This is a genomic window from Phocoenobacter uteri (assembly GCF_900454895.1).
GTDB classification, from domain to species: domain Bacteria; phylum Pseudomonadota; class Gammaproteobacteria; order Enterobacterales; family Pasteurellaceae; genus Phocoenobacter; species Phocoenobacter uteri.
Window position 1 is genome coordinate 876,093 of record NZ_UGTA01000001.1, and the last position, 23,592, is coordinate 899,684.

Sequence of the window (23,592 nt, forward strand, 5' to 3'; positions counted from 1 at the left end):
AAAATATAGCGGTCATATTTTAACTAAAATTTGCAAATCAAGTTTTTCATAAAAAAACAGCGACTGAAGTCGCTGTTTTTATTTTTATATCAACATATTATAAAATAATGTTCTCCACATTGTTATCAACATACACCGTTGCGTCTCCATTGACATAGGTGTGGTAAACACCTTCATGCTTAGGATCCACAGTTTGAGTAAACCCTTTTAACGTAACAGTGTCATTTTCATCTGCCACAATCAATAATTGATTATGTGTATCTGTCATATTGAGTACGTCGTTCTCTGTAAGAGTGATATTTTGTGTTTGTTTATCCTCTAAATCAAACAGTTCAATGTTAGAGATTTTACTTGTATCTAAATGGATTTCACCTGAAATCTGGTCAAATACTAATACATCGAAACCTGTACTACCGTCGATGTGATGATCATTACTGTACGCAATCACATCATTATCATCTGTACCATTTTCGTTTAACCCAACCATGTCGCTTGCTGCTCTATCCTGTGCTCTTGCTGTTACAGTATAGTCTAAGTGGTTGGTTGCAAATTCCGATGTATCCCCATCACTATCCGTTAATTGAAATTCTATATTAACTTGTTGCGTTGCCTTCGTCGCTGCTTTTTGTGCTTTAACCGAAGGTTTGTAAGTATATTGTGCTGAGTGCATATTAAAGTCAATCGTGCTTCCATCATTTAACGTAACTTCTATGTGATCACCTTGCTTATGTGTTCCATCATATGATGTTGAGATATTCATTTTAGCATCATAGGTATAAGTTTTACCTTCAACTCGAATAGTTGAAACAAAACCACCATCTCCACCAAACATTGTATCAACACCCGCTGTACCACTAGTAATGTCGCCTTCTAATAGCGATTGTGTAATTGCTATAGGCTTATATTCTTTAACGGTTTGTAATATTGCTGTTTTAATCAATGAACCATTTTCAACACGAATTAGCCCTGCTTGTGGATTCTCCGGATGCTCTCTATCATATGATAGTTTCATTAAATTATTATCATCAGCATCTCGTCCCACAGCAACAGCATATGACATATCAACCTTATAGGTATTTAAAATATCCTGCCATTCCCCCTTACGAATAAAACGATTAAATCTCCAAGGATTTAATGAACCTTCTGGGTTACCATCGGTAATAAAGTACGAAATTGTTTTATCTGCATACGGAATATCATTCGTTGTTTCATTCCATTGTCTTAATCCTTTCGCAAAGTTACTGTTACCACCTTTAGGATCATCATTTAATAAGAATGCTTTTGCTTGTTCTACGGTCATCCAGTCAGTAATAACATCAGCATTCGATCCATCTCGTTGAACTAAACCATCACTGTAACGGTTAAATTTAACCATTGTTCTGCTGTTTTCTTCATATTTTTGTAATACTGCTAAACTTGCATCAACAGCCAATTCCCATTTAGTATAGAAACCACCACCCGGTTTAGGGACAGCACTTTCCCCTTGATCTTCTCGTACCATTGAACCTGAACCATCAATTGTAAGCATAATATTGAATCTGGTAAGTGAATCTTCTTTACTCACACTTTTGGTTACATCTTCTGCATTTGGACTATCATCTTCAATCACAATGCTTGTTGAAATACTTGAACCATCCGCAGTGGTTAATTGAATTGGGATGGTTAAATCCTGCTCATTCGCACCACTGTTGTTAGAATCAAGTTTAACACCACCAGTGTGATCAATTGATTTATGCAATGTTACTTTATAATCTAAGCCTTCATTTTCTCCCTCTCCTGCTTTTTGATCGTTGAAATTCACCGTTACAAAATTTGAACCATCTGCAAGTTTTCCGATCAGTTCTTTACTTCCATTGTTGTATTCCCAAGTAATAGGCTCACCATTTTGGGTTAATTTAAGTGCATTTAGTGCATCAATATCCACATTATTTACTGTTGAGGTAGTTGCTACTTTACCAAAACCTTCAACTGCATTGGTTGTATCAGCATCAGTGGTTACGCCGACATTATCTCTAACTCCATATACTAGACCTTCCTCTGAAACGTGAGCAGATTTTGGTATAATAGTCGGTTCAATTTGAACATCTGTTTTATCTGTGTCCATTGCAGTTAAATTACCTTTGGTGACCGTTGCAGTAACTTCAAAAGGTTTTCCCTCTGCAAAAGTTAATTGAGCCACTTTTTCAGCTGGTAGAGTATATGACCAATGTCCATTTTCAACGGTTGTACTTAGCCCTGATGTATATTTGCTTCCTGATGCAACATCTGTATTTGTAGCAACTGTTAAATTAACCGTTGAGCCATTTGGTGCATCAGATGTACCACTAATAACGATATCGCTATTAGATTGTACTTCGCCATACTTATTTGCATTCGCAACATTATCCTCGTCATTTTCAGCACCATTACCATTTTTAGGTTGATCATTACCTGTACCTATTGAGGTGATATCAATATGTAAATCATTATCTACAATTGTGCCTTCTGCGTGAGCTTTAACGATACTCGTCAACCCTTTTTGAGCCATATTGATAGTCTCAGAAATAGTCATTTTAACAATTTCGGTACTTTCTGCATTGTCATCATTTTCAATAACTACGTCAAATGTTGGTTTACCTGTTGAATTTGCAGGAATAACCACATCAAAACCTGTTTCATTTAACAAGTTATTGATTTCAGTATCCGTTAAGTTATGAATATGACCCTCTGAATCTGTATAAACCACTTTCTTAATATCAGCTTTGTCAATACTATCCGTCACACTTGTATCAATTTTTGCTTTTACCGTCGTCGGCATTGGGCTTGCTGTTTGGGTTTGGGTTCCAACTTCTATTTGACTAATCACAAAGGTATGTTTCACATCATTATCACCTTCGTTAATACTTGTCGCACTTGTACGCTCAATCGCTAGTTCAGTTTTAATCACATCGATTTGATCCACATCTTTAACTGTTTTACTCTCTTTTGAAATCGTCGCAGTTACTTTCAATGGCTCATCTTGTTTAAAACTTAATGCTTTCACACGCTCATTAGATAACGTTAATGACCAAGTACCATCGGCTTTAACAATCGCTTTTTCACTATCGTATTTACTTCCTGATACATTATCCACATTAGTTTCAATTTTCACATTCACTTGCGTTCCAGCTGGAATATTCTCTGTTTTACCTTCAATCGTTATACCTTGACTTAAATCAGTTATCTTACCGTATTTATTATCGCCTAATGAGTTATTGCTTTCTTCATTTGGCTGAACTACACCAGCAATTGATGTAATATCAATTGTCATATCATCATCATTGATCATATTTACCACAGCACTTGATTTATCTGTATCAGTTTCAAACAGACCATTATATTCCGGTAAAGCGGTCACTTTTAGTTGTAATTTTTCAGTTGCTTCTGCAACATCATCATTGGCTACTTTAACTCTGATTTTCACAACAGAGCCGTTGTGTGGTAATTTAACGTTACCCTCACCATTTGGATTATCCGCTGAAAATATTGCTTTCCAAGCATTGCTTGCAACATCAAAGTATTCAACATCTGTGTAATCAGTTGGCTTAGTTGCCATTTCCTCACCTGTAATCACAGGAAAGCTAATTTTGGTTACTACATCACTTGCTGTTGGATTATCTAATTTCACTTCATTTACAATAAATGTATTTGTGCTATCACCTTCTGTTACTGTTTTGGGAGAGACCACTATTACCTTAGTTTTTGCAATCGGTGCTAAATCAGTATCTGTCGCAGTTTGAGCAGCATCATTAGTTACACTAGCTTTAAAGGTTAAATTACCTTTGGTTAAATCAAGATTTGAAATATTTTGCTCTGTTACATCAACAGACCAAGCTCCATTTATTACTGTTGTAGTAACCCGTGTCGTTGTGCCATTTGCATCTGTAATAGTAATCGTCACATCCTTACCATCTTCAACTTCAGTCGTTACGCCATTAAGGTTAAAGTTTGGTTTATTGATAAAGCCATATTTATTAGCTGTATCTTTTGTTACCACAGTATCTTGATCGGCTGGCTGTGTAGTACCATTGATCGATACAATATCAATCGTTGGTAGTGCAAGCTGAATATTGGTCTTATCAATATCTTCCACTGTTAAATTAACTTTGGTTACACTTGCTGTCACTTCAAGAGGTTTTCCATTTTCAAAGCTTAATTCATCCATTTGGGCTTTTGGTACAATATACGACCAATGTCCATCTTTAACTTTTGTTGTTAGATCTGATAAAGATGTTTTATTCGTTGCAACAGTTAAAGTAACTACCGAATCATTTGGAGCATCAGATGTACCACTAATAACAAGATCGCCATTAGGTTTAAGTACCCCGTATTCATTCGCATTTGCTACAATATTTACACCATTTTCACTATTATTACCTGATTCTGGCTGTTGATTATCGCCAATAGACGTAATATCAATATGGAGATCATTATCAATAATTGTTCCTTGCTGTGAATCCTGCCCGATAGGTGAAAGTACATTTGTGGAATTTTCAATCTTCATTTTTACCACTTCATTACTTTCTCCTGCTGTATCCGGTTTTGGATAAATATCAAACTTCGGTATACCTGTTGAACCAGCAGGGATCGTAATATTCATCCCATTTGCAAATAGATCGTTAATTTGAGCTTCTGTTAAATTATTTGAATTACCCGTAGCGTCAGTAAATATAATATGGTCAATATCATTCTTACTAATACTATTTGTAATCATCGTATCTATTTTGACCGTTACTGTCGTATCCAATAAACTTACGGCAACATCATTATTACTATCCTCTGTTTGCTTAATTTCAAAGGTTAGTTTTTCTATTACATCTTCTTGGATAAAATCTGCCCCTGTACGATAAATAGATACATTCGTATTAGTTACTGGCGATTTATCTATATCCGTAACCGTTTTACCTTTCGCGGTTACCGTTGCACTCACCTCAAGCGGCTGATTTTTCGCAAATATTAAATTCACAGTTTGATTTGCTGGTAACGTAGTTTCCCAATCACCGTTCTCTTTCACTGTTGCAATTTTAGTGTATTTACTACTTTCAACTACATCTGTGTTCGTAGAAATAATAACTGTAACAGGAGTTCCTGCTGGTACACCTTGAGTAGTTCCTTTAATCACTATCGTTTGATTATCAATAAGACCATATTCATTTGCCGTGTTATCTTCTCTACCGTCTCCCGCTACTGGCTGATCTACTCGACCAATATGTGTAATATCCATACTGATATCATTATCACTTTCAACAATGGAGGCTGTAAGCTCCTCAGTTCCATTTGTTGTTTTACCTGATTTAACAACAGCTTTAACAGGTAAATCTAGAGTATCTTCAATCTCTGAATCATCCTTGGTTACTATTTCAACTGTCTTTTTAACATCACCTTTTGGAATAGTTATATCAACTGTCGTGTTATCTGGTTTTGTCAAAGTCACTACAACATCTTCATTAGATGGTTTATCTAACACTAATGTAACTGTTGCCGTTTCTCCCTCTATAACTTCATCACCAATAATACTTAATGTTGGTTTGTCATTATCCGTTTCTTCAATTACCGTTTTAAGTGGTGTTTTTCCATTCGTTGTATCCCCTGACTTAACCACACCAACAATAGGTAATTCTTGAGTATCTTCAACCTCTCCATCATCTTCCGTCTCTACTTGGATTGTCTGTGATGTCGCTCCTTTTGGGATCGTAACATCAACTTTATCACCATTTGGTTTTGTAACTGTAACGACTATTGGCTCATTAGATGCTTTATCTAAGGAAACTGTTATTGTAGATTCGTTACCCTCAACAACTGACGTCGCACTCAAACTTACCGTTGGTTTATCATTATCCAACTCTTCAATCTCTGTTGTGACTGCTGTATTACCATTTGTCGTATTGTTACTTGTCACAACTGCTCTCACAGGCAATTTTTGGGTATCTTCCACAATACCGTCTTCTTTTGTCGCTATTTCAACTGTCTTTTTAACATCGCCTTTTGGAATAGTTATATCAACTGTCGTGTTATCTGGTTCTGTCAAGGTCACTACAACATCTTCATTAGATGGTTTATCTAACACTAATGTAACTGTTGCCGTTTCTCCCTCTATAACTTCATCACCAATAATACTTAATGTTGGTTTGTCATTATCCGTTTCTTCAATTACCGTTTTAAGTGGTGTTTTTCCATTCGTTGTATCCCCTGACTTAACCACACCAACAATAGGTAATTCTTGAGTATCTTCAACCTCTCCATCATCTTCCGTCTCTACTTGGATTGTCTGTGATGTCGCTCCTTTTGGGATCGTAACATCAACTTTATCACCATTTGGTTTTGTAACTGTAACGACTATTGGCTCATTAGATGCTTTATCTAAGGAAACTGTTATTGTAGATTCGTTACCCTCAACAACTGACGTCGCACTCAAACTTACCGTTGGTTTATCATTATCCAACTCTTCAATCTCTGTTGTGACTGCTGTATTACCATTTGTCGTATTGTTACTTGTCACAACTGCTCTCACAGGCAATTTTTGGGTATCTTCCACAATACCATCTTCTTTTGTCGCTATTTCAACTGTCTTTTTAACATCACCTTTTGGAATAGTTATATCAACTGTCGTGTTATCTGGTTCTGTCAAGGTCACTACAACATCTTCATTAGATGGTTTATCTAACACTAATGTAACTGTTGCCGTTTCTCCCTCTATAACTTCATCACCAATAATACTTAATGTTGGTTTGTCAGCCTTATTATCATTATCTGATTCAATAATTTTTGTAACTAATGGATCTTTTGAATTTGCAATATCACCACTTTTTACAACCGCTTTAACTGGTAATTCCTGTACTGTCTCAACTTCTTGATCATCCTTCGTTGCTACTTTAATAGAAGCTTCTTTCTGACCTTTTACGATTGTTACATCTTCTTTCGTACCATCTGGCTTAGTAATCGTCACAACAATATCTTCATTTGATACTTTATTTAATTTAACTGTGACCGTTGATTCCTCTCCTTCCACAACAGGGGTGGCTTCAATGGTTAATGTCGGAACATCATTATCATTTTCAACGATTGTTGCGGTGATTTCATTCGTACCATTTGTTGTATTATTACTTTTCACTACCGCTTTCACGATAAGATTTTGTGTATCTTCTACATTCTCATCTTCCGCCGTCGCAACAATGACTTTTTTAGATTTTTCTCCTTTCGGGATGATAACCTCAACTTCTTCCCCATTCGGTTTGCTCAATGCCACTACAACATCTGTTGTTGATACTTTATCTAGTCTCACGATAATCGTTGCATTTTCACCTTCAACAACTTCATCACCTACCAAACTCACCGTCGGTTGATCATTATCCGTTTCTTCTATCGTTGTTTTCAGAACTGTTTTACCATTCGTGGTTGTCCCTGCTTTCACAACAGCTTTAACAGGTAAGTGCTGTGTTGCTTCAACATGACCATCATCCGTTGTTGGCACTTTAATAGAAGCTTCTTTCTGACCTTTTACAATTGTTACATCTTCTTTCGTACCATCTGGCTTAGTAATCGTCACAACAATATCTTCATTTGATACTTTATTTAATTTAACTGTGACCGTTGATTCCTCTCCTTCCACAACAGGGGTGGCTTCAATGGTTAATGTCGGAACATCATTATCATTTTCAACGATTGTTGCGGTGATTTCATTCGTACCATTTGTTGTATTATTACTTTTCACTACCGCTTTCACGATAAGATTTTGTGTATCTTCTACATTCTCATCTTCCGCCGTCGCAACAATGACTTTTTTAGATTTTTCTCCTTTCGGGATGATAACCTCAACTTCTTCCCCATTCGGTTTGCTCAATGCCACTACAACATCTGTTGTTGATACTTTATCTAGTCTCACGATAATCGTTGCATTTTCACCTTCAACAACTTCATCACCTACCAAACTCACCGTCGGTTGATCATTATCCGTTTCTTCTATCGTTGTTTTCAGAACTGTTTTACCATTCGTGGTTGTCCCTGCTTTCACAACAGCTTTAACAGGTAAGTGCTGTGTTGCTTCAACATGACCATCATCCGTTGTTGGCACTTTAATAGAAGCTTCTTTCTGACCTTTTACGATTGTTACATCTTCTTTCGTACCATCTGGCTTAGTAATCATCACAACAATATCTTCATTTGATACTTTATTTAATTTAACTGTGACCGTTGATTCCTCTCCTTCTACAACAGGGGTTGCTTCAATAGTTAATGTCGGAACATCATTTTCGATAGTATCTTTATACTCAATTTTTATAATTGATGGTTCTTTTACTTTAGTTCCATCAATAGCAGTTCCAGTATATTTAATTGGCGTCGGATCTTTTTCAAAGCCTATATCAGGCGTAAATGTTATTTTCCCTGTATTAGGGTCAACCGTCCACGTCCCCTCATCTGCCACATCGATAACTGTAACTTCCTTACCATCTTTGTCTAATAATTTAATCGTTTTAGGATCAAGCTTACCTTTACTTTTTTCAATAATATCAATTGTCACTGGATCACCCATATTTTGAGTGACTTTTTCATCAATATTTGGTAGTTCTATCACTGTAGGTTCTGTATGTTCCGATGATTCAGAATCATCATAAAATAAAGGAATAAGAGCGAATAATCCTAATAATCCCCACCAAGGAAAAAAGACTCCATAAGCTAATTCATCACCACCAATGGCTTGTGGTTTTGCGTCTCCATCTTCTAAAATACTAACTGCATCTACCGTTTCTGCTGATTCTGGAATATAAGCATAATATTTACCATTTTCATGCAAGCCAATTAAAATACCTGTCGCATTCGTTACTTCTCCATCACTTTTATCTAAACCCTTGGCTTTTTCTTCTTCAATATTTCCATAATAATCTTTAATAAGAATATCTGGTTCAATTTCTAGTGAACTACCTTTCCCTTCATTTTCATCTAATATAATGAGGAGATCTTGCCCTACACGTCTCGCAATAATATTCTGAGGAGCCGTTTTATTTAGAGTATTATAAAGTTCATAATTCACTCCCCTCACATTTTGAATTGTTAATAAATCTCCACTTGTGACATCATATACTTTTTCTACTTCTTGATTATCACGTAATATAACTTGAATATTTGTCATTATTTTTCCTCTAAATTTTTGAATTTCTATATTATAGATTTGTTAAAATTCAGATACGTTATGTCGTATCATAACAACTATGCTTTTATTAAAATATTTTCTCATACTTAATTATTTAGTTGTCTATTTAATCATTAGTGTTACTGCACCCTTTTAATTCCTAACTTACCAACATACAATTTTCTTAATTCATAAGTGGTAAAAAACCTATATAACTTCTTCTAGAAATTAAAATAAGCACCTCCATCTAATATGGTGCAGAGCGTCCAATTATAACACACCTGTTTAAAATTTGATCCGCTCAGTGGCATTTCATTCAAAATATGAGATAAAATTAGCCTTTCGTTACGAAATAATCATCTACAATATTATCTAATCTCTCCTATTTTTACAGTCTATAATCAAAAAACACCTCCTAAAACATCAAAATAGTTAAATAAAGTTATTCATAACAAATAAAAAGTTATGCTATCATTCCATCCAAGTTAACAAACCAAACTTCATAAAAATCATGGCAATCAAATCAAAATATCAAAACGAACAACTCGATACACTATTAAATGAATTACTTATCGTCCTTGAAAAGAACAAAACCCCAGTGGATTTGTCTTTAATGGTATTAGGCAATATGGTAAGTAATATTTTGCTGAATAATGTAAACGACCCACAACAACGAGAACGCTTGGCAGAAACATTTTCACAAGCATTAAAAAATTCACTTATTACTAAACACTAACTATGTTTAAATACTTTCAACAACGTGCCGAGACAATTTCCCCAAAAATTACTTGGGGACATTGGTTTGCATTATTTAATATCGGGCTTGGCTTAATTATCGCCTCTCGCTATGCCTTTAATGCTGACTGGCCAAATACTTTATTTGGTAAGCTCTATTTTTTTATTAGTTTATTCGGGCATTTTAGTTTTATTATATTCGCTGTTTATGTGCTGTTACTTTTTCCATTAAGTTTCATCATTAAAAATCAGCGAGCTTTTCGTGCAGTATCGGTCGTTGTGGCAACAATAGGAATGAGCATTCTTCTTATTGATACTGAAGTATTTAAAACTCTCTATCTACATTTATCCCCTTTGGTCTGGAAACTCTTTATTAGCCCTAAGGGATTTGATTTTTTTAGTCATTGGCAATTTATTATTCCAATTTTTGCGATTCTGCTTTTTGAAATCGCAAGTGCTTATTGGGTATGGCATAAATTACGCCGCTTCGGTCGTCAAAAGTGGGGGAAATTTGTTGCAGTTTTCTTCATCACTTGCTTTATGGCAACACATTTATTTTATGCTTGGGCTGATATTATGTTATATCGCCCAATTACCGCTCAAAAAGCAAACTATCCTCTTTCTTACCCAATGACGGCAAAAACCTTCTTTGAAAAACACGGATTAGCGAATCGTTCAATATTAGAACAACAAGTTAAACAGCGTGGGCATTCTGATGCATTTTATTTGGACTATCCAAAACACGCATTAGAAATGAAAGAACCACAGCAGAAAGTTAATTTTGTCATTATCAATATTTCAAATTTAACTAATCAGGTTATTTCTGCGGAGAAAATGCCTAACCTGTTTGAAATTAGTCAAAAATCTCTGAACTTCACACAACATTACACTGCTGGTGATACCAAAATAGCAAGCACTGTCAATTTATTCTATGGTTTAACAGGGCAATATGTAGATTCTATTTTGAATGAACATAAAGCCTCGCCGTTAATCACAACGTTGCAGCACCATCAATATAAATTAGGGGCTTTTTCAGCAAATGGATTTAAAGAGCCGATCTATCACCAAGCTTTATTTAATGATAAAAACGTGTTTAATAAGCAAAATCTGTATCCAACGGACTCAAATTATCAAGCAATACAGAAATGGCAGCAATGGTTTGTAAATAACCACTCAACGCCTTTCTTCAGCTATTTAGATTTAAACTTAGCTCAGTCAACACAGTCATTAGATAAGCAAATCGCTCAAATATGGCAAACCTTAGAACAGCAAGAATTATTGCAAAATACGCTTGTCATCATCACATCTGATATAAATAAAACGAACAGAACCAATAATTCGTTTGAAAAATTGCGTACTCACATACCAATGATGATTTACTGGCAAGAAAAAAGCCAATATTATCAACAGCTATCAAGCAACTTAGATATAATGCCAACATTGCTGAATGAGTTTTTAGGTGTTAAAAATCCGATTTCTGACTACGCTCAAGGAATCAACCTAATGAAAGATAATGATCGCAAATGGCTATTAAGTGCAAATCATCACTGGCGAGTAGCAATTATGCCAACCAATGAACAATTCCAACTCAGACCAAGTAAAGGCTCATTTAGATATTTTGATGCACAAGGCAAAAAACAGAATGTTGAACCACCACTTAATCTGTTTTTACAACTTATCCTTGATAGCAATCAATTTATAGAAAAACAACACTAATAAATTTGCAAATTTTATTAAAAATATGACCGCTTATAAGGAAAGTAAATGTTACATAATTTAGAATTAGAACGTATTTTAGACTCAAAATTAGACAGTAATGCAATAAAAGATTACGCCCCAAATGGTTTACAAGTTGAGGGGAAAACTGAAATTCGTAAAATTGTAACAGGTGTAACAGCAAGTTTACATCTTATCAATGAAGCAATTAAACGTAATGCCGATGCTATTTTAGTACATCACGGTTATTTTTGGAAAAATGAATCCCCTTGCATTCGTGGAATGAAAGGTAAACGTATTAAACAATTACTAGTAAATGATATCAATCTATACGGTTATCACTTACCCGTTGATGTACACCCAGAACTAGGAAATAATGCCTTGCTCGCTAAACAGTTAGGCATTTCAAACTTACAAGGCTTAGAAGATACTACTTATTCTATTCCTGTTTATGGCGAATTAGAGACACCTATCTCAGCCGAAGAATTATCACAACGCATTGAAAAAGCATTAGGCAGAACACCAACGCTTTGTAATGATTTCATAGAAGAATATTCTCAAAAACAAATTAAAACTGTCGGAATTTGTACCGGTGGTGGACAAGATTATATTGATCTAGCTGCGTCAAAAGGCTTAGATGCTTTCATCTCAGGGGAAATTTCAGAAAGAACGCATCACAGTGCTTGTGAACAAGGCATTTACTATTTTGCAGCAGGACACCACGCCACAGAAAGAGATGGTATAAAAGCGGTTGGGCAATGGTTAGCAGATGAATATGGATTAGATGTGGAGTTTATTGATATTCCTAATCCAGCCTGATTTTTTAATACTTAAATACAAAAACACCAAACTTTTTAGCTTGGTGTTTTTTCTTTATTTAAAATCAGTTTTTATTACTTTTCAGCATCTTTTACTGGTTTTTTACCTGCGTGTACCGCCATTTTTTGACGAATAATACGACGCTCTTTCGAAAGCTCAGCGTTACGAATAGTAATATCATCAACACGGCTTTCATAATCATCTCTCATATGTGCAATGATTGCTCGAATTTCCTCAACAGTCATTGTATCTGTAATATACTGATTTAAGTTATCAAGTAATAAAACACGTTTTCTATTATCACGAATTTTACGATCATTTTCTGCTGTTTCACGTAACAATTTGTTTTTTAAACGATATAAATGTACGTAGTCAAGCATATCTTGAAAAGATTGTGTTTGTTTTCCCATAATAAAGTGCTCCTATAAAATATTAAAATTAAACTGCGTAAATCCTAGAACTTTTGATGCAATTCGTCAAAGTATTTTTACAAACTAATTGATTTAATTTTAAAAAATATGATTTAGCTCACAAATTAAAAATTTTTTTCTAACATTAGTTATCTTTTTTAATCGAAACTAACAACTGATCCACTTTAAAATTATCAGTATCTATGATTTCAAACTTGTATTTATCCCACAACACAAAATCCGTTTTCTTTGGAATTTTACGTAGCATATACATCATAAAACCACCGATAGTTTCATAGTTTTCAGTCTCAGGAAATTTTTCAATATCCAATGCACGCATTACATCTTCCAATGGCGTGACTCCATCAATCAACCAAGAACTCTCATCACGTTTGATAATCTGCTCTTCCTCACTCGAAACAAGCTCACCCATGACAATACTCATCACATCGTTTAAGGTTACAATACCCACAACTAATGCATATTCATTTACAACAACTGCAAAATCCTCACCAGATAACTTAAATTGCTCTAACACCTCATATAATGACAAAGTATCAGGAATAAATAACGCATTGCGTAACACTTGTTGATCCGTTAATTTTACCTCTTTGTCTTGCAAGTACAATGTCAATAAATGATGACTCTCTACATAACCCAATGTTTTGTCAATTCCTTTCTCATCACACACTAACAATTTAGAATGAGAATTTGCCTTAATCGTCGCTAATACTTGCTCCTTCCCAAAAGAACGATTTAAAAATACAATATTTTCACGCATTGTCATCGCAGAAGTCACCGTACGTTCCTGCATATCAAAAATATTCTCAATTAAATAATGCTCTTGAACCTTTAATAATCCCGCCTTAGCCCCAGCATCAACCACCGCAAAAAGATCTTCTGATGTCATATTATCATCCCGAATCGTTGAAATCCTGAACAAACGGAAAAATGTATTTGCGATGTAGTCACATACCCAAACTAGTGGTTTAAAAATTACAATACATAGCAGAAGAATATTAACAGTAAACACAGCTACTTTTTCAGGATAAATAATAGCAAAACGCTTAGGGATTAAATCAGCAAATAAAACAAAAGAAATAGTTACAATTAAAAAAGAGAGCCAAGAACTAACATTTTCCATTCCACTAATATGATGATAAGGTCTAAACACTTCATACAGATATGGACTAATTGCACCTTCTCCAATAATACCAGCTAAAATCGCTACCATATTAAGAAAAATTTGCACCACTGTAATAAAATGACCAGGATGCTTTTGTAGCTTTAACACTTGCGAAGCTTTTTTATTTCCTTTATCCGCAAGATCTTGCAATTTTAATTTTCTTGCCGCTGCTAAAGCTATCTCTGATGACGAAACTATTGCACTGATGACTATCAGCACAATAAGACTTAACATTGCTTCAAATAAACTCATTGCTATTTACTCTCTATAAATTAAGGAATTACGACAAACTCTCTACATAATCCTGATACCCAAACTGTTTAACCAATCTCACCGTTCCATCCAGCTCTTTAATGGCAATAGACGGCATATTTACACCATTAAACCAGTTCTTTTTAACCATTGAATAACCTGCCGTATCACAAAATGACACTCGATCACCAATTTGTAGCGGTTTTTCAAATTTATATTCACCAAAAATATCGCCCGCTAGGCAAGATTTTCCACACACTAAATATTGATAATCTCCTTTTCCGTGAAACTCATCTTCTAACAAACGAGCTTCACTGCGATAGATCAACAGATCCAATAAATGAGCTTCGATTGAGCTATCCACAATCACATAATCTTTCTCATTTTTGCCAATATCCAAAACAGTCGTTTCAAAACTACAACTTAATGTAATTGAGGCTTCACCTGGTTCTAAATAAACCTGAATGCCAAAAGTGTCTGAAAATTGTTTTAAACGATCCGCAAATTGATCGATTGGGTAATCTTTGCCAGTAAAATGAATTCCGCCCCCAAGACTGACCCAATCCACTTGATGTAATACTTCACCAAAGGTGTTTTCAATATGAGTTAGCATTTCATCAAATTTCTCAAAACTTGGATTTTCGCAATTATTATGGAACATAAAACCATTGATAAGCGGTAAGATTTTTTTGATTTTTTGCAAATCCCATTCACCTAATCGGCTATAAGGACGAGCGGGATCAGCAAGTAAAAAACTAGATGTACTGACTCGTGGATTGACTCGTAAACCACGTTGAATATTTTTTGCGTTATCTTTGTAGCGTTTTAATTGATTGATTGAGTTAAAAATAATTTTATCTGCATTTGCTACCACTTCATCAATTTCATCTGGGCTGTACGCCACGCTGTAAGCGTGAGTTTCTCCGCCAAATTTTTCTTTACCAAGTTTGACTTCATAAAGTGATGATGAAGTCGTCCCTGCCATATATTGATTCATAAAATCAAACACCGACCAACTTGCAAAACATTTTAATGCTAATAAGGCTTTTGCCCCTGATTTTTGTTGCACATACGCAATTTTTTCCATATTGCGTTGTAGTTTTGATTTATCAATTAAATAGTAAGGGGTTTGTAGTTGTTCCATTTTTATTCCTTTAAATTTATATATTTTTTTATTATAACTAATTTAGTTGTGATGATAATAGGATTTAAAAAACCCATTTAAAAAGAATCTAACTAGAATATTTTTAAATGGGCTTTCACCTTTTAAGACTGCTTTTCGGTGTTTTTCATTACGCTGATAGCTTCCCTTTCCTTTTTTACTTTTAACTATTCGTGTTCTAAATAATGGATCAGTGACCATTGCTTTAATCACACTCTCTTTTATTTCACCACGTTGATGGTTATAGTTTAATTTAGCCATTTTTACTCCTTAAATTACATTTTAAATTGACTAACATTGCTTAATCTAGTATATCACAATCAAAAAAACGTTTATAATACAAATTACAAGCGGTTATATTAAACCATAATTTTACAAAATGTGAGGATTTTATGGAAATGGAAAAAGAAAAAATGGGATATGACTTTTTAGCTCGTTTAGGTAAAACGCATTTACGCCCTGGCGGTCGAGTAGCAAATGAATGGTTAATTGCAAATGGTGATTTTAATAAAGACAAAAAAGTATTGAATATTGCGTGTAACAATGGTGATACAGCAATTCAATTGGCCACAAAGTTTGGTTGCCATATCACAGCGATTGATTTAGACGAAACCACATTAGAAAAAGCACGTCATAATGCCACTGAACATAAGCAAATCACAGAGTTAATTGAATTTGTACAAGGCGACATTATTCAACTGCCTTTTAAAGATAATCAATTCGATATTATCGTGAATGATGTAATGCTAACCTTATTGCCTGCTGAAATGAAACAACAAGCTTTAACGGAATATCAGCGAGTTCTAAAACCAAATGGTCTATTACTTACACACGATATTATGCTGGAAGCTAAAAATGAAGCGGATGATGTTATTACGGAGTTGGAAGAGGTGATTAACGCAACGATTGCCCCTTTAACAAAATCAGAATGGAAAGATACCTTCAAACAATCTGGTTTTCGTAATGTAGAAACCTTTTCTGGCGAAATTTCGTTAATTTCTCCAAAAGGATTGATCGATTATAAAGGTTTAGCTGGGGTGTTAAAAATTATGGGCAGTGCCTTAAAAAGTAAGAATCACACCTCTTTTATTAAAATGCTAAAAGCATTCCGTGATGCTGAAAATACATTAGAGTTTATTGCAATTTGTAGTCAAAAATAATTTTAAAAAGGATACCTTTATGTTTGATATGTTACAAAATTGGTACAAAAAGAAATTTTCCGACCCACAAACAGCCGTCTTGCTAGGTATCCTTTTTATTGGCTTTAGTATTATCTATTTTTTTAGTGATTTACTCATGCCATTACTCGTTGCAATCGTTTTTGCCTATCTACTTGAATGGCCGATCCATTTTCTCGTACAACGTTTTAAACTTCCTCGTGTGTTTAGTTTAATGATTGTATTAGGCACATTTATTTCATTACTGATCCTCCTATTTGTTGGTCTATTACCAAAACTTTGGAACCAAACCACGACATTCTTAAAAGATTTACCTTCTATGTTAAATTCTTTAAATGAGTGGTTGCAAACGCTACCTGAACACTATCCAGATTTAATTAGTTATGCAATGCTTGACTCAATGATGACCTCGCTACAACAAAAAATATTAAGTTTTGGCGACTCATTACTCACATTATCTCTCAACTCAATTATCAGCATTGTAGGGATTGGTATTTACTCGTTCTTAGTACCGCTAATGGTATTCTTTTTGCTTAAAGATAAAAATCTTTTCGTACAATCTTTTCTAAGATTTATGCCTAAAGATCGTAATCTTGCAACACGAGTTTGGACTGAAATGCAATTACAAATTGCAAATTATATTCGTGGTAAATTCCTTGAAATCTTGATCGTAAGTTTTGTAACTTATTTCATTTTATTAGGATTTGGGCTACGCTACCCTTTATTACTCTCAGTGGCAGCTGGATTATCTGTTTTAGTGCCTTATATTGGTGCAGTATTAGTCACTATACCTATCGCACTTGTTGCATTATTTCAATTCGGTCTATCGCCTGATTTCTATTATCTTTTACTTGCCTTTGCTATCAGTCAATTACTAGATGGTAATCTTGTCGTTCCTTTCCTATTCTCAGAAGCAGTCAATTTGCACCCACTGACTATTATTATCGCAGTGATTATCTTTGGAGGATTATGGGGATTATGGGGTGTATTCTTTGCGATCCCTCTTGCTACCCTTGTTAAAGCAGTAATCAACGCGTTACCAGAAGTAGAATAAAAAGCATAAAAAAACCCGATACCAAGTGGGGTATCGGGAGAGGTCTTACTTAAGGATTATGAAAAACTCTACACTTAATCATCTAATTCAGCATATTGTCGTATAGTAAGACCGAGCATTTTCTAATAAGTTCACAAAAATTTTATTTTTTACGCATTTAATTTTGCAATTTCCTCGTCTCTTAGTACACGACGTAAAATTTTGCCTACGTTCGTTTTTGGTAATTCATCTCTAAACTCAATATCACGAGGAATTTTATAACCAGTCAAATGTTCACGGCAGTGCTTTTTCAATTCATCACGCGTTAAGCTTTCATCTTTCTTCGTCACATAAACTTTAATGCTCTCACCAGAACGTTCATTCGGAATACCCACCGCAACGACTTCATTTACTTTTGGATGCAATGCAACCACATCTTCAATTTCATTTGGATATACATTAAAACCTGACACGATAATCATATCTTTTTTACGATCAACAATACGTAAATTCAGATCTTCGCCCATTTCAACGATATCACCCGTCGCAACCCAACCATCTTTAATTGAATCAGCGGTATCTTCTGGTCTGTTCCAATAACCTTTCATTACTTGTGGACCTTTAACCCAAAGCTCACCACGTTGCCCAAGTGGTGCATCATTTCCTTCATCATCAACAATACGAATATCCGTATTTGGCATTGGCACACCAATTGAACCTGAATATTCTGTTGAGTCAATACGTGTCGCAGAAATTAGCGGCGAACACTCCGTCATCCCATAACCTTCAATAATGTGACACCCTGTGGTTTCATGCCAGCGTTTTGCAACAGAACGTTGAACCGCAGCACCGCCACCTACTGACATTTTTAATTTTGAAAAATCCACTTCTTTAAAGTTTTCATTATTTAATAACGCATTAAATAAAGTATTAACCCCTGTTAAAGCAACAAAAGGATATTTTCTAAGCTCCTTAACAAAAGCTGGAATATCTCGTGGATTAGTAATCAACAATCCTGTCAAACCTAATTCAACGAACAGTAAACAGTTAATTGTTAAAGCAAAAACGTGATACATTGGTAGCGCAATGACACCCACATTTCCAGTTCCTGAACCTAATAATGGCTCACCCACCCATTTTGCTTGCATTAAGTTTGCAACGACATTTTTATGAGTAAGCATAGCCCCTTTTGCAACCCCTGTCGTACCACCGGTATATTGTAAAAAGGCTAAATCTTCTTTCTCGATCACAGGTTTGATATATTGACGATGTTTACCAATATTTAACGCTTCACGGAAAGTAACCGCGTGTGGTAATTTGTATTTTGGTACTAGTTTTTTAACATATTTAACCACAAAATTAACTAACGTACGTTTCCCAAAAGAGAGTTGATCCCCCATTCTGGTTAAAATAACGTGTTCTATTGGTGTGTTAAATACTACTTTTTCAAGTGTTGCTGCAAAGTTTGATACAATCACTATCGCTTTCGCACCACTATCATTTAACTGATGCTCTAATTCTCTTGGAGTATAAAGTGGATTGACATTAACCACCACTAAACCTGCTCTCAATGCACCGAATAACGCTATTGGATATTGCAATAAATTTGGCATCATCAAGGCAACACGATCGCCTTTTTCTAAACGTAATTCATTTTGCAGATAAGCTGCAAAAGCACGGCTACGTTCTTCCAACTTACGAAAAGTTAAAACTTGCCCCATATTGATATAAGCAGGAATATCAGGATGTTTTCGCACTGCATTTTCAAACATCTCTAGTAACGATTCATATTTATCAACATCAACAGTTTTTTCAGCCTGTGGCGGATAATTGTTGAACCAAATCTTATCCATTATTTTTTCCTTTATATTTCTTTATTATTTTTTAATGACAATTTGTTATTTTACAATATTTACACTGAATTTTCATTCATAAATTTAATAAACTCGTGCTTTAATTTCTTCTGCAAACTTACCAATACTCACAGCAAAATAATTAGAATTATTCCAATTTTTTAAGGTACGATAATTATTAGACACTAAAAATGCTCTGCCCGCTTCCTTATTCGGACGAACCAACCATAATTTTGTCTGTGTTAGTTCTGTTATCTTTTCTGTTTTTGGATTCAACATTCTCACGCCTAATTTTTGCCATTGAGCTAATGTTTTCGCTTTTCTTTGTTGTGTGCCTGACAATTTCAAATTTAATGGTGTATTAAGTTGGACTTCTACCCCCCAAGGGATATTTTTATCCCACCCTACAGAAGATAAATAATTTGCAATAGAGGCAAAGATATCATAATGCTCTGACCAAATATTCTTCTCGCCATCATTATTGCCATCGGCAGCAAATTTTAAATAAGTACTTGGCATAAACTGAGATTGCCCCATTGCACCGGCCCAAGAACCCTGCATTTTAAAGCGAGGAATGGTTTTATTTTCTAGAATTTTCATCGCACTAATAAATTCTTTTTTAAATAATTCTTCACGACGGCCATCAAAAGCAAGCGTAGCAAGAACAGAAAGCACATCATAATTTCCTTGATAATAACCAAAGCTACTTTCCATTCCCCACAACGCCATTAAATATTCCTTTGGCACACCATATTTTTCACTCGCATAGTTTAATTGTGGTTGATATTTCCACCATAATTCAGATGCTTTATCTATCTTTGCAGATGTTAAAACTCGGTTTAAATAACGAGTAATACCATGAGGATTTGGCTTAGCAGGCGAAGAAGAATGCGTTTTCTTAGAAGATTGCCGCTCATCTAATTCAACAGCTTTTTCTATATAAAAAATTTCATTTTGATTAGTAAGAAATTGTGAAGAGATACCCGCTTGTTGTGTCTGATATTTTAAATAATCAACATAATCATTGAAATTATCTAATGTACGAGCTTTATGATAACTTATTTGATAGGTTTTTAATTTATTCTCTGAGCTATTGGAACAACCACTTAATATCATCGTTAAAACGCCAGTTAATACCAATATCTTCTTCATAATCTCTCCTTAAATAAGTGAAGGTTGATTGTTACAAATTTTAGAAACACTGTCTAGCTCAATAAACTCAAAGATAAGGAAATCTGACCTATTTTAAAATTATACAAATAATGTTGACAAAAATTTACAATAAATTAGTGTATATAAGATCGGTCATATTTTGCAAATTTTATACAAAATATGACCGCTTACTTAACACAACGATACTTAGTTATTAAGTTGATAAATTCTCAACTGCACATCGACATCAATCTCTAATTCATCAAGCTGTTGCACCGCAAGTTTTCCTTCATAAGTTGCACGATAAAGATGTGGTGTCATCGTCATTAGCTCTGCAAGTTGCTTTTTATTCAATAACGTATGATAAGTAGTTGAATCCGTTCCAACACAACGGAACAACATTTCATCTAAAAATGGCTTTTCACGAAATGGTTTAATCATTGGATAGATGACTTTTCTAAGTGATAGCAAATGCTTCTCGCCAGCATCTAAAGTAATCACATAGCCATTTGGTTTTAACACACGAGCAAACTCTTCTGACACCTCAAAACCAAAAGCACTAATTAAAATATCCACGCTATTATCCGCCAATGGAATATGTGCATTGCTTGCTGTTAACCATTTTGCTGAAAACTTAGCTGATTTCGCTGCTTTTTGAACTGCAAATTTTGAAATATCCCAACCAACAAACTGTCCGCCGTTATTATCAAAATACTCTGAATGCGAAAAACAAAGACGTTGTACTTGACGTAAATAATAGCCTTCTCCACAGCCAGCATCAGCGATAATCTTAGGCTCTCCCTGTGTTAATTTCATCACTGTTTTCGCCAATAATTCTGCAATTGGCGAATACGCCCCACTTTCTAAAAAGTTATGGCGTTCATTAACCATCTCCTTGCTATCACCCGGTGATTTACTGCGTTTTTGATTCACTGGCAGCAAGTTAAGATCACCTGCTTTACCAAGATCAAAACAGTGATTCTTCTCACAACGATAGGATTTTTCGGATAGGGTTACTTCAGACTTACAATGGGGACAAATTAGCATAATATTCTCATAGGTATAATTCATAAGGGGCTATTATCCTATAATTTGGGATAGGGTGCTAATTTTTTTGTTATTTCAAGCTGTGAGTTTAAAAACAATGTATAAATAAAACCAAAGCGGTCATATTTTGCAAAAGTTTTACAAAATACGACCGCTTATAACTAAACTAAAAAGTTTATTAAAACAAATTATTAAGCAACGCTATCTGCAAATGCCGCTAAATCTGCTTTAATGTTTGCACAAATTTCTTGTGCTTCGGCAAGTGATTTACCTGTTGTGTCTAAATACATTTTTAATTTAGGTTCTGTACCTGATGGACGGAAAATCACACGCTGTCCGCCAGCTAAATGGAATACTAAAATGTCATTTGGTGTTTCAGTTTCTAAATGATCAATGTATTGTTCAACTGCAATGCCTGCAATTTCTTTAAATGGATTTGCACGAACTGCTTTTAAAATACGTTGAATACGGCTTAAATCTTCAACACGGATACTTAATTGATCGCTGTTTGCTGCACCGAAAGTATCCATAAATTCTTGACGATACTGTGCAAATGTTTTGCCTTCTGCTTTCAATGTGTTGATTAAGTTTAAGAAACAAGTAATCGCTGAAATACCGTCTTTATCGTGTGCTTCTGTTGGGTTTACAAGGTAACCTAATGCTTCTTCAAAACCAAAGATTAAACCTGGAACGCGACCGATATATTTAAAGCCTGTTAAGGTTTCTTGGTGTGCCATACCACACGCTTTTGCCACTTTGCCAAGTAATGGGCTAGACACTAATGAACACGCTAACGCACCTGTTTTACCTTCTTTTTGGGCTTTACTTGCGATAAACCAACCTAAATATAAACCAATTTCATTACCGTGTAAGGTTGCCCATTCACCTTTTTCATTTGGAATAGCTACCGCTAAACGGTCTGCATCAGGGTCATTTGCCACGATAAATTCAGCGTTAACCTCTTTTGCACGTGCAATCGCTAAATCTAATGCACCTTTTTCTTCTGGATTAGGGAATGCAACTGTTGGGAATGTGCCATCTGGTTCACATTGTTCTAACACTAAGGTCGGTTTTGGTAAACCAGCTTTATCCAACACGCTTAATAAAGTTTCTTTACCCACGCCGTGCATCGCTGTATAAACATAGCTTAAATCAGCGATTGGGGCTGTTGCTAATTTTGCAGTACGCTCAATAAATTCATCAATAATTGCTTGATCGATCATTTTGTAATTAGTGTCACGAGGTAATTCATCAACACGTTGATTATCTGCAACCCATTGAATTTCTGCTGCAATCGCTTTATCGTTAGGAGAAACAATTTGAGCACCATCATCCTCACCACCTAAATAAACTTTATAACCGTTATCTTCTGGTGGATTGTGGCTTGCTGTTACCATTACACCTGCACTTGCTTTCAAACGACGTACTGAGAATGCTAACACTGGTGTTGGGCGTAAGCTTGGCATAAGTTGAGCTTCAATGCCCGCTGCTTGCATAATTTCAGCGGTATCTTGTGCAAAACGCAATGAATTTTTACGACCGTCATAGCCAATTACAATGGTAGGATTTTTTTCTCTGCTTAATAAGAAACGTGCTAAACCAGCTGCTGCCTGACAAACTAACACACGGTTCATCCCCATTGAACCCGCTTGTAATTTACCACGTAATCCTGCTGTACCAAATTGTAAACGACCTGAAAAACGAGCTTCTAACTCTTTAATATCATTTTGATCAATAATCGCCTGCAACTCTGCACGAGTTTCCGCATCAGGATCTTGCTCTAACCAATTTTTTGCAATACTAATGAAGTCTGTCATTTTGTTTTCCTTTTTTGTTGAATAATCTGATTAAGAATTTCATTGAATTATAACGAAAATTAACGCTTTTGCACCCTTATTTTTGTG

Annotated in this window: 14 protein-coding genes; 5 read left to right on the forward strand and 9 right to left on the reverse strand. The window is 35.0% G+C overall.

What is annotated here, in order from left to right; all coding sequences use genetic code 11:
* Positions 1–97: 97 nt before the first annotated feature.
* Positions 98–9,145: a hypothetical protein gene (locus DYE60_RS03880; protein WP_115315327.1), complete on the reverse strand. Its 9,048-nt coding sequence runs from the start codon at positions 9,143–9,145 to the stop codon at positions 98–100.
* 511 nt (positions 9,146–9,656) lie between these two features.
* Between DYE60_RS03880 and DYE60_RS03885 the strand changes: the two genes are divergently transcribed.
* The 3 genes from DYE60_RS03885 to DYE60_RS03895 are packed head-to-tail and all read left to right on the forward strand — an operon-like array spanning position 9,657 to position 12,415.
* Positions 9,657–9,881: a YejL family protein gene (locus DYE60_RS03885; RefSeq protein ID WP_115315328.1), complete on the forward strand. Its 225-nt coding sequence runs from the start codon at positions 9,657–9,659 to the stop codon at positions 9,879–9,881.
* A gap of 2 nt (positions 9,882–9,883) precedes the next feature.
* Positions 9,884–11,596: a DUF3413 domain-containing protein gene (locus DYE60_RS03890; RefSeq protein WP_115315329.1), complete on the forward strand. Its 1,713-nt coding sequence runs from the start codon at positions 9,884–9,886 to the stop codon at positions 11,594–11,596.
* Between the two features lie 48 nt (positions 11,597–11,644).
* Complete coding sequence (locus DYE60_RS03895) at positions 11,645–12,415, forward strand: Nif3-like dinuclear metal center hexameric protein (RefSeq protein ID WP_115315330.1); 771 nt, start codon at positions 11,645–11,647, stop codon at positions 12,413–12,415.
* Between the two features lie 74 nt (positions 12,416–12,489).
* Here DYE60_RS03895 and DYE60_RS03900 read toward each other — a convergent pair whose 3' ends face one another.
* From DYE60_RS03900 to DYE60_RS03915, 4 genes are all read right to left on the reverse strand, one after another.
* Complete coding sequence (locus tag DYE60_RS03900; RefSeq protein WP_115315331.1) at positions 12,490–12,825, reverse strand: DUF496 family protein; 336 nt, start codon at positions 12,823–12,825, stop codon at positions 12,490–12,492.
* A gap of 145 nt (positions 12,826–12,970) precedes the next feature.
* On the reverse strand, positions 12,971–14,263 hold the full coding sequence (gene paeA / locus DYE60_RS03905; RefSeq protein ID WP_115315332.1) for a polyamine export protein PaeA: 1,293 nt from the start codon (positions 14,261–14,263) through the stop codon (positions 12,971–12,973).
* A gap of 28 nt (positions 14,264–14,291) precedes the next feature.
* Positions 14,292–15,407, reverse strand: coding sequence for a carboxynorspermidine decarboxylase (gene nspC, locus DYE60_RS03910; protein WP_115315333.1), 1,116 nt, complete (start codon positions 15,405–15,407; stop codon positions 14,292–14,294).
* A gap of 42 nt (positions 15,408–15,449) precedes the next feature.
* On the reverse strand, positions 15,450–15,686 hold the full coding sequence (locus DYE60_RS03915) for an alternative ribosome-rescue factor A (RefSeq protein WP_115315334.1): 237 nt from the start codon (positions 15,684–15,686) through the stop codon (positions 15,450–15,452).
* Positions 15,687–15,823: 137 nt separating this feature from the next.
* Here DYE60_RS03915 and DYE60_RS03920 point away from each other — a divergent pair, with 137 nt between their 5' ends.
* Together DYE60_RS03920 and DYE60_RS03925 are read left to right on the forward strand one after the other, a co-directional pair.
* Entirely contained in the window at positions 15,824–16,585 is a 762-nt protein-coding gene (locus tag DYE60_RS03920) for a class I SAM-dependent methyltransferase (protein WP_115316417.1), read from the forward strand.
* 19 nt (positions 16,586–16,604) lie between these two features.
* The gene (locus DYE60_RS03925; protein ID WP_115315335.1) at positions 16,605–17,657 is read left to right on the forward strand and encodes an AI-2E family transporter; all 1,053 of its coding nucleotides are present in this window, start codon (positions 16,605–16,607) and stop codon (positions 17,655–17,657) included.
* 149 nt (positions 17,658–17,806) lie between these two features.
* On the opposite strand, the gene fadD is transcribed toward DYE60_RS03925, so the two are convergent.
* The 4 genes from fadD to DYE60_RS03945 form a co-directional block, all read right to left on the reverse strand.
* Entirely contained in the window at positions 17,807–19,489 is a 1,683-nt protein-coding gene (gene fadD / locus DYE60_RS03930) for a long-chain-fatty-acid--CoA ligase FadD (RefSeq protein ID WP_115315336.1), read from the reverse strand.
* Between the two features lie 84 nt (positions 19,490–19,573).
* Positions 19,574–20,644: a lytic murein transglycosylase gene (locus DYE60_RS03935; protein WP_115315337.1), complete on the reverse strand. Its 1,071-nt coding sequence runs from the start codon at positions 20,642–20,644 to the stop codon at positions 19,574–19,576.
* 204 nt (positions 20,645–20,848) lie between these two features.
* Positions 20,849–21,712, reverse strand: coding sequence for a putative RNA methyltransferase (locus DYE60_RS03940; protein ID WP_115315338.1), 864 nt, complete (start codon positions 21,710–21,712; stop codon positions 20,849–20,851).
* 167 nt (positions 21,713–21,879) lie between these two features.
* Positions 21,880–23,505: a phospho-sugar mutase gene (locus DYE60_RS03945; RefSeq protein WP_115315339.1), complete on the reverse strand. Its 1,626-nt coding sequence runs from the start codon at positions 23,503–23,505 to the stop codon at positions 21,880–21,882.
* Positions 23,506–23,592: the final 87 nt, after the last annotated feature.